Here is a 14,728-nt window from a genome sequence, read left to right as displayed (position 1 = left end):
CCGCCCTTGGCGGGTTGGGATGGGCCGGCCGCGTGGCCCCACACGCCTCCCCCGGCCGGTGCGTCGGGTTACGCTTCCGGGGCCCGGGTTGGGTTGCCGTGCGGCGCGGCGGAATCCGCCCCGACCGCGGTGGGCGCGGATTCCTCGCCACTCGAGGTGGGCGGCCCAGCCGGGGCGACCACCACCGGGTCAGCGGTACCCACGGAGTCAGCGACGATCGCCGAGTCCGCGGTCTCGGCTACCGCGGCGGTATCCGGCTGTGCGACAGCGGAGCCCGCGGCAGCACTCGAATCCGGTTCGACGACTTCAGCCGACGCGGAACTCGCGGCTCCGTCATCGTCGGCGTCGGCGTCTTCCGAAGACTCGCCCGCCTCGGCGGTGGCCGCGTCGGCGCCCGTCGACTCGGCCGGTTCGGGTTCGGCGACGACCGGCGCGGGGGCCGGGCCGAAGAGGGCATCGGGTAGCGAACGTTCGCTGCGCGCGGTGACCTGCTTGAAGAGTTCGTCCGGTACCGAACGGATGGGCTCCTCACGCTCGGGGCGTGCGGGGCGAGCGGGTGGCGGGCCGAACAGCGCGTCCGGCAATTGCCGTCCGGCCTTGGCCGTCACCTGCTGGAACAGTTCGTCCGGTACCGATCGGACGGGCTCTTCAGAGGACATCGGGAGCTACCTTCGCCGCTGCGTTCCAAACATCGAGGCGCCAGCCGGGTGTATCGATGTCCGGGCCGTGGCTGGACAGCTGCACCCAGCTCGTATTGGCCAGCCCACCGAGGGCTGGCCAGTTCGCCGGGGGCAGATCCAGCAACGCGGCCGTCAGGGCCGCGATCAGCCCGCCGTGCGCAACCAGGATGATAGTCCGGCCGGGCCAATCCTGCCGGTCGTTGTACAGTTCGCGCACCACGGGCAGGGCGCGCGCGCCGACCTCGAGTTTGCTCTCGCCGCCGGGCGGACGATAGGTGGCGTCGAGTCGCCACTGCACCCGGGCGCCGGGGTAGTCGGCGTCGACCTCGAGGTGGGTCAGTCCCTCCCAGTCGCCCAGGTGGGTCTCGCGCAGCCGGGTGTCGGTCACCACCGGCAGGTCGCTGAGGTCGCCGAGCGCCTGCGCGGTCTCCTTGGCGCGACGCAGATCGGAGGCGTGGATGGCGATCGCATTGCGCGAGATCAGTTCGCGCGCGGCCTCTTTGGCCTGCTGCCTGCCCAGCTCGGTGAGATCGGTGTCGATCTGCCCCTGCATCCGGTCGGCCGCGTTCCATTCGGTCTGCCCGTGCCGCAGCAGGATCAGCGTGCGCACATGGGCGTACTTGCTCACTCGGTGTCGCCCTCTGCCTGTGCGTCGGCGGCGGCCGGAGCCGCCGGTGCTGCGATACCGTCGACGGGGACGGTCGGGCAGTCACGCCACAGCCGCTCCAGCGCATAGAAGTTGCGCTCGTCGTTGTGCTGGATGTGTACGACGATGTCGACGTAGTCGAGCAGCGCCCAGCGGCCCTCGCGGGTCCCCTCGCGACGGACCGGCTTGTGTCCGGCCGCGCGCAGCTTCTCCTCGACGTTGTCGACGATCGCGTTGACCTGGCGCTCGTTGGGCGCCGAGGCGATCACGAAGCAATCGGTGATCACCAGCTGCTCGGACACGTCGAGGACGACGACATCGGTGGCCAGCTTGTCGTCTGCCGCGAGTGCGGCGACCTTGGCCATCTCGACCGCTTCCGCGGTGGCACTCATGCCTTACCTTCCGTTTCTGCGGGCCCATACAGGTGCCGCTTCGATATGTACTGCACCACGCCGTCGGGGACGAGGTACCAGACCGGCCGACCCTCCGCGGCGCGGCGGCGGCATTCGCTCGACGAGATGGCCAGCGCGGGGATCTCGATCATCGTCACGGCGTCGGCGGGATAGTCCCGCAGATGCTCCTCGAGATGGTCGGTGTTCAGCTCGTACCCCGGACGGCTCACCCCGACGAACTTCGCCAGTTCGAACAGTTCGGTCCAATCCTGCCATGTCAGGATGTTGGCCAGCGCGTCCGCACCGGTGATGAAGTACAGCTCGGCGTCGGGGTGGGCGCTCTGCATCTCGCGCAGGGTGTCGACCGTGTAGGTGACCTTGTTGCGCTCGATATCGGCCCGGCTGACCGAGAACCTCGGATTGGACGCGGTGGCGATGACGGTCATCAGGTAACGGTCCTCGGCGGGGCTGACCTGCTTGTTCGCCTTCTGCCACGGCTGCCCGGTCGGCACGAAGATGACTTCGTCGAGCTCGAACCGGTTCGCGACCTCGCTCGCCGCGACCAGATGGCCGTGGTGAACGGGGTCGAAGGTGCCGCCCATGACGCCGAGCTTGCGGCGCGGCCGAGCTGTGTCGTGCATGAGGTCCGAGCTTAACGGGGGTCCTGCCCACGCAGCGGATCGGAGTACGCCGAACCGGCCCGTAGTCCAGCCGTCTGCGCGCACATCTGCGCGAACTGGGCGCGGGTGCGATCGAGCTCCTCGGCGATATGGGCGGCCGGATCGGCGGCATACAGCTGCTCGAGTTCGGTACGCAGCACGCCCATCGTGACCCACCACGGTCCGCGGATCCGGCCACCCGGCCCCCGCAACTGCAGCCAGGCCGCCGCCCGCAGGCACCGGGCCCGAGGGACGATCTTGCCCAGCTCACCCCACAGGCCCGCCGCCCGCAGGTAGCCGCCGAGCGCGGCGGACTCCTGCCCGCAGCATTCGCGGGCCACGGCCGCCGACCACACCAGATCGGCGTGCCTGCGCCGATCGGCGGGTGAACCGGCGAGCACCCGGGCCGCCTCACTGAACTGCCACGCCGCCTGTCGGTACCGGCGGAGCCGGATCAACGACTCGGCGAACTCGGTGCGGACCCGGGCGAGCTCCCCTGGCGGGTAGGCGACCTCCGCGCCGAGCAGGGTCCGTTCGAAGGCGGCGACGGCTTCGGCGTGCTTGCCCGCCCGATGCCACGCCCGGCCCTCGACCAGCCTGAGATATGCCGCGTCGGCCGCCGAGATCGGCTGCCAGCAGGCGGCGGCAGCGGCGGCGGCGCGGGCGAGATCGGCGTCGCGACCCGGTTGCGCCGCGACCGCGGTCGTGAGCCGGGTGCGCAGCTGCGCCTCCTCTCGCGCGTCCAGTTCGCCGTATCCGACCACCAGCGCCCGCCGCAGCTGCTCCTCAGCCGCTTGCGGGGCGTCGGCCAGGCGGGTCGCCGCGATCTCGGCCAGCCGCCGTGCCACGCGCGCGCCGGACCCGTTCGGCAGCGCGGGCGGTCCGGCCTCCGGCGGCTCTTCGCCGGTTCGAGAGGCGATCGGACCCGGTGTCACGGGCTCCCAGGCGTTCCACCACTGGTGCACATCGAACGCACCGGCACCAGCGTCCACGGAAGATCCGCCGACCACCTCCGGCGTCTCCGACCCGGCAGGCCCGCCGGCCGCCGCGACACCCGCCTGGAGCAGGGGCGACTGGCGAGGTTCGGGCCGGGCCCCCGGTCGGCTCGCGGTGCCGAAAGCGGGGTTGTCGGGGACGCTCTCGTCGTCGAGCGGGTCGTTCACCGAGCGGACCGGGACCCGCGCGTGCCGCATCGTCGCGAGCGGACCTCCCCCACCACCGATGTCCGATCGGACCGCTCGTCGTCACCCGACGCCCCTGCCAGCATGGCCGTGATCTTGGTGGGCGATGCCTTCGAGCCGCTTAACGTTCGCTGAAGCCCTCAGGGGCGCTTCGACTTCGGCAGCTTGGCGACGACCGCGTCATAGGAGGCGTCGATCAGCTCGCGCAGCTCGTCGGGTGGGACGGCGCCGTCCACGGTGATGCTGTTCCAGCCGTAGCGGCCGATGTAGGCCGACGCGCTGACATCGTCCGGGTAGATGAGCACCAGTTCATCGGCTTCGGCACGGTCACGACCGCATTTGAGACCGATCGAGGCGCCGGTGCCGAGGAAGGCGAAGATCTTGTCGCCCACCTTGGCCACGACATCACCTTCCCAGGGCTCGTCCTGCCAGGCACCGGGTTTGGCCAGGCAGTAGGCCAGCAGATCTTCGCTCATTCACCTGCTCCTTCAGACGGGCAACAGCCGCGAGACCACTTCGGTGAGCTGTCGGGCGGACCGGCATTCGTGCATCTCGATCACCTCGCCGTACTCGCGGGACGCCGAATCGCCACTGCCCCACAGGTTCCGCGGTTCGGGGTTGAGCCAGTGCGCGTGCTTGGCCGTGTCGACCAGCTGCCGCAGGATGTCCAGTTGCGGATTGCGGTAGTTGGTGCGGCCGTCGCCGAGGACCAGCAACGAACTGCGGCTGGTGACGGCGTCGGCGAACCCGTCGGCGAAGGTGGTCAGCGCCTGGCCGTAGTCGGAGTGCCCGTCGGCGTCGATGATCCGGGATTCGGTGAAGATCCTGGTCAAGACGTCGTCGAGGCCGGCGTGCGGGTCGAAGAAGCCGGTGACCTCGTCGGTACGGTCGACGAAGGCGAAGATCCGCACGCGGGAGAACTGTTCACGCAACGCGCTCACCAGCAGCAGGGTGAAATTGCTGAACCCGGCGACCGAACCCGAGATGTCGCACAGCAACACCAGTTCCGGCCTGCCGGGCCGGGGCTTGCGCTGCACGAGGTCGATCGGGACGCCGCCGGTCGACATCGACGCGCGCAGCGTCTTGCGCAGGTCGATCTCGCCCCGACGGGCACGCTTGCGCCGCACCGCAAGTCGTGAGGCGAGTATCCGGGCCAGCCGCTGGGTGCCGCGCCGCAGCTCGGCCAGTTCGCGTTCGGAGGCGCGCAGGAAGTCGGCGTCCTCGGCCTGGCGGGCGACGCCGTAGGTGGCGACCCGCTCGCGCCCGATCTGTTCGGCGACGCGGCGGTTGGTCTCGGCTTCCACGCTCCTGCGGAAGCCCGCGATCCGCTCCCGGACCAGGCGCTGCGCGACCTCGGTATCACGGTCGCTCGCGTCGGGTGGCAGGCCGAGACCGGCCAGCACTCGCGACAGCAACGTTTGTGGCGCAAGGTCTTTGAGCGCCTGATACGCGGAGAACGAAGGGCCGCGCGCCGATTGGTACTGCCCCAGCTGCTCGACGATCTGCCCGGCCAGCAGTTGCAGCTGGGCGCCGCTGTCCTCGGTGGTGAGCAGCTCGGCTAGTTGCTCGCGCAGCGCGGGCAGGTCGACCTGGCCGTCCGGGGTACGTGGCACTTCGGGAGACGACGCGCTGCGGTCACCCACCGCGACCGGGAACCACAGGTCGAACAGTCCGTCGAAGGTGGCGCGGTGGGTCGGGCGGCGCAGCAACGCGCACGCCAGACCCTCCCGCACCGACTCGCGATCGAGCAGGTCGAGCACCGTGAGCACCCGGCCCGCGTCGACGGTCTCCGACGGCCCCACCGGGACGCCGCGGGCACGCAGCGCCGCCACGAACCCGGCGACGTGCCCACCGAGTCCGTGCGGGGCGGGCGCGCTCATCTCACGCCAGCTTCAGCTCGGCCAGCGCGCGCTGGTGGTCGCTGCGGTGCTTGAGCACGACGCCGAGGGTGGCGCGCACGGTCGCGTCGTCGAGGTCCTCGGCGCCGAGCGCCAGCAGGGTGTGGCCCCAGTCGATCGACTCCGCCACCGACGGCAGCTTCTTGAGCTGCATGCCGCGCAGCACGTGCACGATCCGCACCAGCTGCTCACCCACCGCGGCCGACAACTCGGGGACGCGGCTGGCCAGGATGCGCCGCTCGAGGTCTTCGTCGGGGAAGTCCAGGTGCAGGTACAGGCAGCGACGCTTGAGCGCCTCGGACAGCTCGCGGGTGGCGTTCGAGGTCAACACCACGAACGGCTTCCTGGTGGCGGTGATGGTGCCCAGCTCCGGCACGGTCACCGCGAAATCGCTGAGCACCTCCAGCAGCAGGCCCTCGATCTCGACATCGGCCTTGTCGGTCTCGTCGATCAGCAGGACCGTCGGCTCGCTGCGCCGGATGGCGGTGAGCAGCGGGCGCGAGAGCAGGAACTCCTCGGTGAAGACGTCGGCTTTGGTTTCGGCCCAGTCGTTCTCACTCGACGCCTGGATCCGCAGGATCTGCTTGGCGTGGTTCCACTCGTAGAGCGCGCGCGCCTCGTCGACGCCCTCGTAGCACTGCAGGCGGACCAGTTCGGCGCCGGCGACCTGCGCGACCGCACGCGACAGTTCGGTCTTGCCGACACCGGCGGGGCCCTCGATGAGCAGCGGCTTACCGAGGCGATCGGCCAGGAAGACCGACGTGGCCGTGGCCTTGTCGGCGAGATAGCCGGTGGTGGCCAGGCGGGTGATGACGTCGTCGACCGAGGTGAAGATCGGTTCCGCTACCAGTGTCATCGTCACACCGGCCGAGTCTGGCCGTCGCCCCACACGATCCACTTGGTGGAGGTGAGTTCGGGCAGTGCCATCGGGCCGCGGGCGTGCAGCTTCTGGGTGGAGATGCCGATCTCGGCGCCGAAGCCGAACTGCTCGCCGTCGGTGAACGCGGTGGACGCGTTCACCATCACCGCGGCCGCGTCGACGCGGGTGGTGAACTCCCTGGCGGCGGCCAGATCGGCGGTGACGATGGCCTCGGTGTGGCCGGTGCCCCAGGTGTTGATGTGCTCGACGGCCGCGTCGAGTCCGTCGACGACCTCGAGCGCGATGTCCATGGTGAGGTACTCCTCGCCCCAGTCGGCATCGGTGGCCGGTACCTGGCCGGGCAGGTTGCCGTGGATGGTGACGCCGGCGTCGGTGAGCGCCTTGCTCAGCCGGGGCAGCGCGGTGTCGGCGACGGCCGCGTCGATCAGCAGGGTCTCGGCGGCGTTGCACACGCTGGGGCGACGGGTCTTGGCGTTCAGCACGATGGCCTCGGCCATGTCGAGATCGGCGGCGGAATGCACGTAGACGTGGCAGTTGCCGGTGCCGGTTTCGATGGTGGGCACCTGGGCATCGCGCACGACCGCGTTGATCAGACCGGCGCCACCGCGCGGGATGACGACGTCGACCAGGCCGCGGGCCTGGATGAGGTGGGTGACGCTGGAGCGGTCGTGACTGGGCAGCAACTGCACCGCATCGGCCGGGATGTCCTGGGCGACAAGAGCTTCGCGCAGTACCTCGACCAGGGTGGCGTTGGAGTTCGCCGCCGAGGAGGAGCCGCGAAGCAGCGCGGCGTTCCCCGACTTCAGGGCCAGACCGAACGCGTCGACGGTGACGTTGGGCCGCGCCTCGTACACCATGCCGACGACACCGAGCGGCACCCGGGTCTGGCGGATCTCGAGGCCGTTGGGCAGCGTGGAGCCGCGCACGACCACGCCGACCGGATCGGGCAGCCCGGCCACCTGACGCAGGCCGGATGCGATGCCGTCGACGCGGGCCTTGGTCAACCGCAGGCGGTCGAGCAGGTTCTCCTCGGTGCCGGCGGCCCGCGCGGCCTCGATATCGGCCTCGTTGGCCGCGAGCACGCGGTCGGCGGCGGCGAGCAGGGCGTCGGCCGCCGCGTGCAGTGCGTCGTTCTTCTGCGCCGTGGTGAGCTGAGCCAGCACGCGGGACGCGACGCGAGCCCTGCGGGCGGCGTCGTGCACCGCTGCGCGGATGTCGAGCTCGGGGGTCACTTCTACCGTCATGGGCACCAGCCTACGCAGTCCGGCTCGGCCACTCGACGCCACCCGCGTCCCCGAATACGCCTCCGACCGGCGGCGGGACCGGGTTATCCACAGGTTTCGCGCCAGCGGATCATTGTCCACGGATCACCCGTGGATGATGATCGCGACGGCAGGCGGCGAGGCACACGGGCACCGACGAGGCACGCCGGACGAGACGCGGCGACAGCTGTCGTCCCGGCCTCGGTGCGACGGCGACACCGAATCGGGGGCTCGGGCGGAGCGGGTCTCGCCGGCGGGGCCTCGCGATCGCTAGGTTTCGGGGCATGAATTCCCGTCCCGAGCAGACCGTGGTCGTCCTGGGCAGCGTCAACATGGACCTGGTCACCACGACCGACCGCAGGCCGGAGCCCGGGGAAACGGTGCTCGGATCCGGCTTCGCGACGGTGCCCGGCGGCAAGGGCGCCAATCAGGCGATCGCCGCGGCCCGGTCGGGCGCGACGGTGCGCTTCCTCGGCGCGGTCGGTGACGACGCCTTCGGCGCCACACTGCGGTCGACTCTCACCGAATCCGGCGTGGACACCGGCCTGCTGCGCACCGTCGACGGCCCGAGCGGGGTGGCGACGATCGTCGTCGACGCGACCGGCGAGAACAACATCATCGTCGTCGCGGGTGCCAACGGCCGCGTGACCGATCTGACCGGCGACGAGCTCGCCGCCATCGCGACGGCCGATATCCTGCTGTGCCAGTTGGAGATTCCCCTCGACACCGTCTCCGCCGCCGCCCGGCACGCTCGCGCGTCGGGCACGGTAGTCGCGCTCAATCCCTCCCCGGTCCAGCCCCTGCCCGCCGAGCTGTGGGCCGATGTGGATCTGGCCATCGTGAATTCGCTGGAGGCCGAACGATATGCCGCCGAACTGCGCGATGTCCCGCAGGTGGTGCGCACCCTGGGCGGTGCGGGCGCGGTGTATCACGCCCCGGACGGGACCGAGCTGGCCGTCCCCGGCCGTCGCGTCGACGTCGTGGACACCACCGGCGCGGGCGACGCCTTCACCGGCGCCCTCGTCGCCGCCTGGGCAGCAGGGCCACACACCGCCGTGAACTGGGCGAACACCGCCGGCGCAGTGGCCACGACCCGGCTCGGCGCGAGTTCGTCGATCCCCGACCGGACGACGATCGAACGCGCGCTCGCCCGGGACTGAACCCACGAGCCCCTCACCGCGCCACCGCGAAAACGTACATCCACGCCGGCGACCATCCGCGGCGTCCTCGGCCGCGCGGAAGAACGTCCGGCAGGAGTCGAGTCCCAGCAGCACGCTGACCGGACGTGACACGACACAGGTGGGCGGATGCGCCCGAAATTCAGGTGCGCCGCCACCGTCGCGATCCCTACCGTGGGTAGTACATCAAGGAAAGGACCGACCATGTTTCCCGTCGAGCTGCGCGGTACGAAGGCGCAGACGCTCATGTGGGCAGAAGAGCACGAGATCGAGCAGTCGGCGCTGCGCCAGCTCCGCAACATCGCGGATCTGGAGTGGGTGCACGGACTGCGCGTGATGCCCGATGTGCACCTCGGCAAAGGCGCGACGGTGGGGTCGGTCATCGCCATGCGCGACGCGGTCGCGCCCGCCGCGGTCGGCGTCGACATCGGCTGCGGCATGGAGAGCGTGAAGACCGGCCTGACGGCGGCCGACCTGCCCGACGACCTGCGCTCGCTGCGGTCGCGGATCGAACGCGCCGTGCCGGTCGGGTTCAACGCGCACAAGGAGGCCGTGAACGTCACGGCACTGCACGCCGGGTCCCACGGCCAGTCGGCGCGGACGAAGGGCTGGGAGCGGTTCTGGCGCGAGTTCGGCGAGCTGCACCCCGGTGTCTCGTCGCTGGAGTCCAAGGCGCACAAGCAGATCGGCTCGCTGGGCGGCGGCAACCACTTCATCGAAGTCTGCCTGGACCAGGACGACGCGGTATGGATCCTGCTGCACTCCGGGTCGCGCAATATCGGTAAGGAGCTGGCGGAGCGGCACATGGCGATCGCGCGCACATTGCCCCACAACCAGTCGCTGCCGGACCGCGACCTGGCGGTGTTTCTCGCCGGGACGCCGGAGATGGCGGCGTACCGGCGCGACCTCACCTGGGCACAGGAGTACGCCGCGCGCAATCGGGCGGTGATGCTGTCGCTGGTGTGCCGTGCCGTGCGCGACGAATTCGCCGACCGGGAGGTGAGTTTCGACGCGCCGATCTCGTGCCACCACAACTACGTGGCGGAAGAGGTCATCGACGGCGTGCCGATGCTGGTGACCCGCAAGGGCGCGGTCCGGGCCGGCGCGGGCGATCTCGCGTTGATCCCCGGGTCGATGGGGACGCGGTCGTACGTGGTGCGTGGCAAGGGGAATCCGGCCTCGTTCCAGTCCGCCTCGCACGGCGCGGGGCGCCGGCTGAGCCGGACCGCGGCCAAGAAGCAGTACACGGTCGCCGATCTGGTCGCGCAGACCGAGGGCGTGGAGTCGCGCAAGGACGCGGGCGTGGTCGACGAGATCCCGGCCGCGTACAAGGACATCGACGAGGTGATCGCGGCGCAGGCCGACCTGGTCGACGTGGTCGCGACGCTGCGTCAGGTGCTGTGTGTGAAGGGCTGACTCACCGTCGGCGCAGGTTGCCCGCCACACCCGCGCCGACGAGCAGCAGGCCGAGCACGAAGGTGAAGCCGCTGGTGATCCACGAGTTGAGCGCGATGTGCAGCTCGTCGGTCATCAGCGGCAGATCCCCCACCAGCCGCCAGGTGCTCTCCGGCGACACGAAGTAGATCAGCCCGGGCAACACGCCCCACACCAGGCCGGCCAGGATCGTCGCCACCGGGGTGAACCCGGCCAGCGCGCTGACCAGCAGGAGCAGCAGGCCGCCGCCGATGATCTGGGCGGCCGAGCCGAAGCGATCTGCGGCGTCGCCGAGGATCACCCAGCGGCTGGTGTCGAGGGCACCGTGCGCGGCGAGCGCGATCCCGATCGGTGTGACGATCAGCCCGAGGAAGGCGCCGACGACCGTGCGCGAGGCCGTGGAACTGGTCTGGAACTGCGATCCCGGTGGAGTCCAGCCCGCGGGCGGATCGAATCTGTTGGCCATGACGGTCCCCTCCGGTCGGTACCCGGTCCCTATTGTCCTCGCCCACCGGGGTTTTCGCCGACCGAATGCGCATCGCGCGCGACCAGGCGTTTCGGCGGGGAACCGGCTTGTCGGTGGTATCGGGCACGATGGTTCCCATGACCTCAGCTACCGGGAACGACGTGCTCGACCTGACGGCTCCTGACCTGCGCGAACGCGCCGAGGAGCTGTTGCGTGAACTCGCCGGGCCCGCCGCGCGGCTCCGTGCGGACCAGTGGACCGCGATCGAGGCGCTCGTGGTGCAGCGGCGGCGAGCGTTGGTGGTGCAGCGGACCGGCTGGGGTAAGTCGGCCGTGTATTTCATCGCGGCGAAGCTGCTGCGGCGCGCGGGGCGGGGACCCACGGTGATCGTGTCGCCCCTGCTGGCGCTGATGCGCAACCAGGTGGCGGCGGCCGAGCGAGCCGGGGTCGTCGCCGACACGATCAACTCGGGCAATGTCACCGAGTGGGACGAGATCCATCAGCGGGTGGCCGACGGCGCTGTCGACGTGTTGCTGGTGAGCCCGGAACGGCTGAACAACCCGGACTTCCGTGATCAGGTGCTGCCGCGGCTGGCCGCCGACGCCGGACTGGTGGTGATCGACGAGGCTCACTGCGTATCGGACTGGGGCCACGATTTCCGGCCCGACTACCGGCGCATCCGCACGTTGATCGCCGACCTCGGCTCCGATGTCCCGGTGCTGGCCACCACCGCCACCGCCAACGACCGGGTGGTCACCGATGTGGCCGGGCAGATCGGCACCGACACGCTGGTGCTGCGCGGCACGCTCGACCGCCAGTCGCTACATCTGTCGGTGGTGCGCTTCGACGACGCGGTGCGGCGCACGGCCTGGCTGGCCGGGCAGCTGGACCGGCTGCCCGGGTCGGGCATCATCTACTGCCTCACGGTGGCCGCCGCGCACGACCTGGCCGACGTGCTGAACACCCACGGACACACCGTCGCCGCCTACACCGGCCAGACCGACCCGGCCGAACGCGAAATGCTGGAAGCGGCGCTGCTGAACAACGAGGTCAAGGCGCTCATCGCGACCTCGGCGCTGGGCATGGGCTTCGACAAGCCCGATCTGGGATTCGTCGTGCATGTGGGCGCGCCCTCCTCCCCCATCGCCTACTACCAGCAGGTGGGTCGCGCGGGCCGCGGCACCGAGCGTGCCGAGGTGGTGTTGCTGCCCGGCGCCGAGGACGCGCGGATCTGGAGCTATTTCGCCTCGGTGGCGTTTCCGCGCGAGCACATCGTGCGCGCGGTGCTGGCCGCGCTCGACACCGATCGGCCGATGTCGACGATCGCGCTGGAGCCCCTCGTCGAGCTGAACCGCTCGCGGCTGGAGATGGTGCTGAAGGTGCTCGATGTGGACGGCGCGGTGCGCCGGGTCCGTGGCGGCTGGCTGTCCACCGGCGAGCCGTGGACCTACGACACCGAACGCTATGAGCGCCTCGCCGCCGCCCGCGAGGCCGAACAGCAGGCGATGATCGACTACCAGGCGACCACCGCCTGCCGGATGACCTTCCTGCGCCGCCAGCTCGACGACCCCGGCCTCGGCGCCCTCGACGCCGCGACACCCGACTGCGGACGCTGCGACAACTGCACCGGCACCAGCCCCGACACCACCGTCGATGCGGCCACGGTCGACGCCACCAGGGCCCGGCTCGATCGGCCCGGCCTCGATCTGGCGCCGCGCAAGCAGTGGCCGACGGGTATGGCCAAACTCGGAGTCCCGCTGTCCGGCAAGATCTCCGACGGTGCCGAGACCGGTCGCGTGCTGGGCAGGCTCACCGATCTCGGGTGGGGCCAGCGCCTGCGCGCGCTGCTCGACGGACCCGACGCCCCGGTGCCCGACGCGGTCTTCGACGCGTGCGTCGCGGTGCTGCGCGACTGGAACTGGACCACCCGCCCCACCTCGGTGCTCGCGCTGGAATCGCCGCGCTACCCCCAGCTGACCGCGAGTCTGGCCGCGCGCCTGGCCCAGGTCGGGCGCCTGGACAACCTCGGCATCCTGCACAGCCGCCCCGACCGGCCGCCGGTCTCGGCGGCCAATTCGGCGCACCGGGTGGCCGGACTGTTCGATTCGTGGGAGGTTCCCGACCTCACGAACGTCAGCGGGCCGATCCTGCTCGTCGACACCCTCACCGACACCGGCTGGACCATGACGGTCGCCGCCCACGCACTGCGCACCAGCGGAGCGGACGCGGTCCTGCCGTTCGCCCTGGCCACGCCGACCTGACCCCACGCCGACCTGACCCCGCGCGGCCCAGGATCCGCGCGACGGCCGATGCCGCGGGCCCGCAGCGACGCGGAATTCCACAGCGCAGTCACGAGGGACACACGGGAACGCAGTCGCGCCATCTCGGTGTCCCGCAGTGCGCGATTCCCGTAAACTTCGCGACGTACGCGCAGGTCAACCGGCCGACGATGGAGTCGTCATGACATCCGCAGCACCGAAGAAGCCACCACCCACCCCGGTTCTGCGAGCGATCGGACGGGTGCGCGACACTCTCGCGGCGCTCCATCGCCGACTGGTCCCCGGTCATATCGCCCTGCTCGAACTCCAGATCGCCGGCTTCCTCTCCCAGGCGATCAGCGCCGCGGCCGAACTCGGCATCGCCGACCAGCTGGCCCGCGGGCGGCGCGACGCGACCGCGCTGGCCGCGGCGGTGGGCGCCGACGAGGACGGCGTGCGCAGGCTGATGCGCCTGCTGGTGAGTTTCGGCGTGTTCGCCCAGCACCGCGACGGTTCCTACGGGCTCACCCGGATGGGCGAGGCGCTGCGCTCCGACGGCGCGGTGACCCTGCGCGACACATCGCTGTTCTTCGGCTCGCCGTATCACCGCAACCACTGGACCCATCTGACCGACGCGGTGCGCACCGGCCGAGCCGTCGGCCCCGCGCTCGACGGCGCCGGCTTCTTCGAATACGCCGCCACGCACCGCGAGATCGGCGACCTGTTCGACCGAGCGATGACCAGCGTGAGCACCCTGTCGATCGAACCACTGCTGGCCGCTTACGATTTCGGCCGGTTCGACACGCTGGTGGACGTGGGCGGTGGACGCGGCAGCCTGCTGGTGGAGATCCTCGGCCGCTTCCCGGACGCCGAGGGCATCGTGTTCGACCTGCCCGACGTGGTCGCGAATCTCGACACCGACCTCGCGGCGCACGGGCTGACGGGACGCTGCGCGGCCCAGGCGGGGTCGTTCTTCGAGGAGGTCCCGCCCGGTGGGGACGCCTACCTGCTCAAGCACATTCTGCACGACTGGTCCGACGCCAAGGCCGAGCAGATCCTGCGCACGATCCACGCCGCGATGGACCCGACCGCGCGACTGCTGGTGATCGAACTGGTGCTGCCCGATCACCAACGTCCGCACCCGGGCAAGTTCATCGACCTGGAGATGCTGGTCAACACCGACGGCGGCCACGAACGCACCGAGGCGCAATTCCGCGAGCTGCTCGCGCGCGGCGGTTTCACGCTGCTGCGAACGGTGCCGACCGCGGCACCGGACTGTGTGCTGGAGGCCCGCCCGCGCTGATCGCGCCCGACACGCCGATTGCGATTGTGTGTCCGTACGGCGACCAGTGTTTCAATGCGGCTATGACCAGGACCTCATTTGCTCGATCCCTGATGGCCGTCGCCGCGGGCTGTGCGGCCGGATTCACCCTTCTCATCGCCCCCGCGCAGGCCTCGAACGAGAACCCGCTCGACTGCAACGGCGTGCCGGGCGCCCAGGCCGCCGCCGATCGGGAGAGCGCGCGTCGCGGCATCGCGGTCACGCCGCTGTGCTTCAGCGGCGGCCTCTACAGCAACATCCACGCCGGGATTCCGCTGGCGGTGCTGAACCCGCTGACCATGCCCGGCACCGCCAGCGTGTGTGTCGACGAGCGCGGCACCGTCGAGGCGGCGGCCAAGTTCGAGTGGACCGAGCAGGTCCATGTGATGCCGATGTGCATCCAGAATCGGGCATTCGGGGTCTACGAGCTCTAGGTTTCGCCCCGCGGGCCCGCACGGTGTCGAGTCCGTGCG

Annotated in this window: 15 protein-coding genes; 5 read left to right on the top strand and 10 right to left on the bottom strand. The window is 70.6% G+C overall.

Translation table 11 applies throughout. The features are described from left to right. Nucleotides 1-68 precede the first annotated feature (68 nt). The 9 genes from QH270_RS02460 to QH270_RS02420 all read right to left on the bottom strand — a co-directional run bounded on the left by QH270_RS02460 (nt 69) and on the right by QH270_RS02420 (nt 7,580). Nucleotides 69-659 carry a hypothetical protein gene (locus QH270_RS02460; protein WP_280338683.1) on the bottom strand — a complete coding sequence of 197 codons (591 nt, stop codon included), beginning with the start codon at nt 657-659 and terminating at the stop codon, nt 69-71. Beyond that, a complete protein-coding gene (locus QH270_RS02455) occupies nt 649-1,308 on the bottom strand; it encodes a histidine phosphatase family protein (RefSeq protein ID WP_110039528.1) in 660 nt (219 codons plus the stop codon). Before QH270_RS02455 ends, QH270_RS02460 begins: the two co-directional genes overlap by 11 nt. Further along, nucleotides 1,305-1,718, bottom strand: a complete 414-nt coding sequence (gene rsfS, locus QH270_RS02450; RefSeq protein WP_232997390.1) for a ribosome silencing factor — start codon at nt 1,716-1,718, stop codon at nt 1,305-1,307. The genes QH270_RS02455 and rsfS overlap by 4 nt, the downstream gene beginning before the upstream one ends. After that, on the bottom strand, nt 1,715-2,359 hold the full coding sequence (nadD, locus tag QH270_RS02445; protein ID WP_110039526.1) for a nicotinate-nucleotide adenylyltransferase: 645 nt from the start codon (nt 2,357-2,359) through the stop codon (nt 1,715-1,717). Before nadD ends, rsfS begins: the two co-directional genes overlap by 4 nt. Nucleotides 2,360-2,370: 11 nt before the next feature. Continuing rightward, the gene (locus QH270_RS02440) at nt 2,371-3,570 is read right to left on the bottom strand and encodes a hypothetical protein (protein WP_280338682.1); all 1,200 of its coding nucleotides are present in this window, start codon (nt 3,568-3,570) and stop codon (nt 2,371-2,373) included. Nucleotides 3,571-3,698: 128 nt separating this feature from the next. Beyond that, entirely contained in the window at nt 3,699-4,034 is a 336-nt protein-coding gene (locus QH270_RS02435) for an MmcQ/YjbR family DNA-binding protein (RefSeq protein WP_280338681.1), read from the bottom strand. 12 nt (nt 4,035-4,046) lie between these two features. Next, complete coding sequence (locus tag QH270_RS02430; RefSeq protein ID WP_280338680.1) at nt 4,047-5,438, bottom strand: vWA domain-containing protein; 1,392 nt, start codon at nt 5,436-5,438, stop codon at nt 4,047-4,049. A gap of 1 nt (nt 5,439) precedes the next feature. Then, complete coding sequence (locus QH270_RS02425) at nt 5,440-6,312, bottom strand: AAA family ATPase (protein WP_280338684.1); 873 nt, start codon at nt 6,310-6,312, stop codon at nt 5,440-5,442. A gap of 2 nt (nt 6,313-6,314) precedes the next feature. Continuing rightward, nucleotides 6,315-7,580, bottom strand: coding sequence for a glutamate-5-semialdehyde dehydrogenase (locus QH270_RS02420; protein WP_280338679.1), 1,266 nt, complete (start codon nt 7,578-7,580; stop codon nt 6,315-6,317). Between the two features lie 302 nt (nt 7,581-7,882). Here QH270_RS02420 and QH270_RS02415 point away from each other — a divergent pair, with 302 nt between their 5' ends. Beyond that, nucleotides 7,883-8,758, top strand: coding sequence for a ribokinase (locus QH270_RS02415; protein ID WP_280338678.1), 876 nt, complete (start codon nt 7,883-7,885; stop codon nt 8,756-8,758). 222 nt (nt 8,759-8,980) lie between these two features. Next, nucleotides 8,981-10,192 carry an RtcB family protein gene (locus QH270_RS02410; protein WP_280338677.1) on the top strand — a complete coding sequence of 404 codons (1,212 nt, stop codon included), beginning with the start codon at nt 8,981-8,983 and terminating at the stop codon, nt 10,190-10,192. A gap of 1 nt (nt 10,193) precedes the next feature. Here QH270_RS02410 and QH270_RS02405 read toward each other — a convergent pair whose 3' ends face one another. Further along, on the bottom strand, nt 10,194-10,676 hold the full coding sequence (locus QH270_RS02405; RefSeq protein WP_280338676.1) for a hypothetical protein: 483 nt from the start codon (nt 10,674-10,676) through the stop codon (nt 10,194-10,196). Nucleotides 10,677-10,813: 137 nt separating this feature from the next. Here QH270_RS02405 and QH270_RS02400 point away from each other — a divergent pair, with 137 nt between their 5' ends. The 3 genes from QH270_RS02400 (at nt 10,814) to QH270_RS02390 (ending at nt 14,689) form a co-directional block, all read left to right on the top strand. Beyond that, nucleotides 10,814-12,937 (top strand): RecQ family ATP-dependent DNA helicase, encoded by a 2,124-nt coding sequence (locus QH270_RS02400; protein WP_280338675.1) that lies wholly within the window; start codon nt 10,814-10,816, stop codon nt 12,935-12,937. Between the two features lie 199 nt (nt 12,938-13,136). Next, nucleotides 13,137-14,237, top strand: a complete 1,101-nt coding sequence (locus QH270_RS02395; protein ID WP_280338674.1) for a methyltransferase — start codon at nt 13,137-13,139, stop codon at nt 14,235-14,237. A 62-nt stretch (nt 14,238-14,299) separates the two neighbouring features. Further along, nucleotides 14,300-14,689, top strand: a complete 390-nt coding sequence (locus tag QH270_RS02390) for a hypothetical protein (RefSeq protein WP_280338673.1) — start codon at nt 14,300-14,302, stop codon at nt 14,687-14,689. The last annotated feature ends 39 nt before the right edge of the window (nt 14,690-14,728 follow it).

The sequence above is a fragment of the Nocardia neocaledoniensis genome, from assembly GCF_029868625.1.
Classification (GTDB): domain Bacteria; phylum Actinomycetota; class Actinomycetes; order Mycobacteriales; family Mycobacteriaceae; genus Nocardia; species Nocardia neocaledoniensis_A.
This window is presented reverse-complemented; position numbering and strand designations above follow the sequence as displayed.

Excerpts from the sequence above, each read along its gene's own strand:
- QH270_RS02460 (WP_280338683.1), bottom strand. The coding sequence starts at position 659 with ATGTCCTCTGAAGAGCCCGTCCGATCGGTACCGGACGAACTGTTCCAG.
- rsfS (WP_232997390.1), bottom strand. The coding sequence starts at position 1,718 with ATGAGTGCCACCGCGGAAGCGGTCGAGATGGCCAAGGTCGCCGCACTC.
- nadD (WP_110039526.1), bottom strand. The coding sequence starts at position 2,359 with ATGCACGACACAGCTCGGCCGCGCCGCAAGCTCGGCGTCATGGGCGGC.
- QH270_RS02440 (WP_280338682.1), bottom strand. The coding sequence starts at position 3,570 with ATGCGGCACGCGCGGGTCCCGGTCCGCTCGGTGAACGACCCGCTCGAC.
- QH270_RS02435 (WP_280338681.1), bottom strand. The coding sequence starts at position 4,034 with ATGAGCGAAGATCTGCTGGCCTACTGCCTGGCCAAACCCGGTGCCTGG.
- QH270_RS02430 (WP_280338680.1), bottom strand. The coding sequence starts at position 5,438 with ATGAGCGCGCCCGCCCCGCACGGACTCGGTGGGCACGTCGCCGGGTTC.
- QH270_RS02425 (WP_280338684.1), bottom strand. The coding sequence starts at position 6,312 with ATGACACTGGTAGCGGAACCGATCTTCACCTCGGTCGACGACGTCATC.
- QH270_RS02420 (WP_280338679.1), bottom strand. The coding sequence starts at position 7,580 with ATGACGGTAGAAGTGACCCCCGAGCTCGACATCCGCGCAGCGGTGCAC.
- QH270_RS02415 (WP_280338678.1), top strand. The coding sequence starts at position 7,883 with ATGAATTCCCGTCCCGAGCAGACCGTGGTCGTCCTGGGCAGCGTCAAC.
- QH270_RS02410 (WP_280338677.1), top strand. The coding sequence starts at position 8,981 with ATGTTTCCCGTCGAGCTGCGCGGTACGAAGGCGCAGACGCTCATGTGG.
- QH270_RS02405 (WP_280338676.1), bottom strand. The coding sequence starts at position 10,676 with ATGGCCAACAGATTCGATCCGCCCGCGGGCTGGACTCCACCGGGATCG.
- QH270_RS02400 (WP_280338675.1), top strand. The coding sequence starts at position 10,814 with ATGACCTCAGCTACCGGGAACGACGTGCTCGACCTGACGGCTCCTGAC.
- QH270_RS02395 (WP_280338674.1), top strand. The coding sequence starts at position 13,137 with ATGACATCCGCAGCACCGAAGAAGCCACCACCCACCCCGGTTCTGCGA.
- QH270_RS02390 (WP_280338673.1), top strand. The coding sequence starts at position 14,300 with ATGACCAGGACCTCATTTGCTCGATCCCTGATGGCCGTCGCCGCGGGC.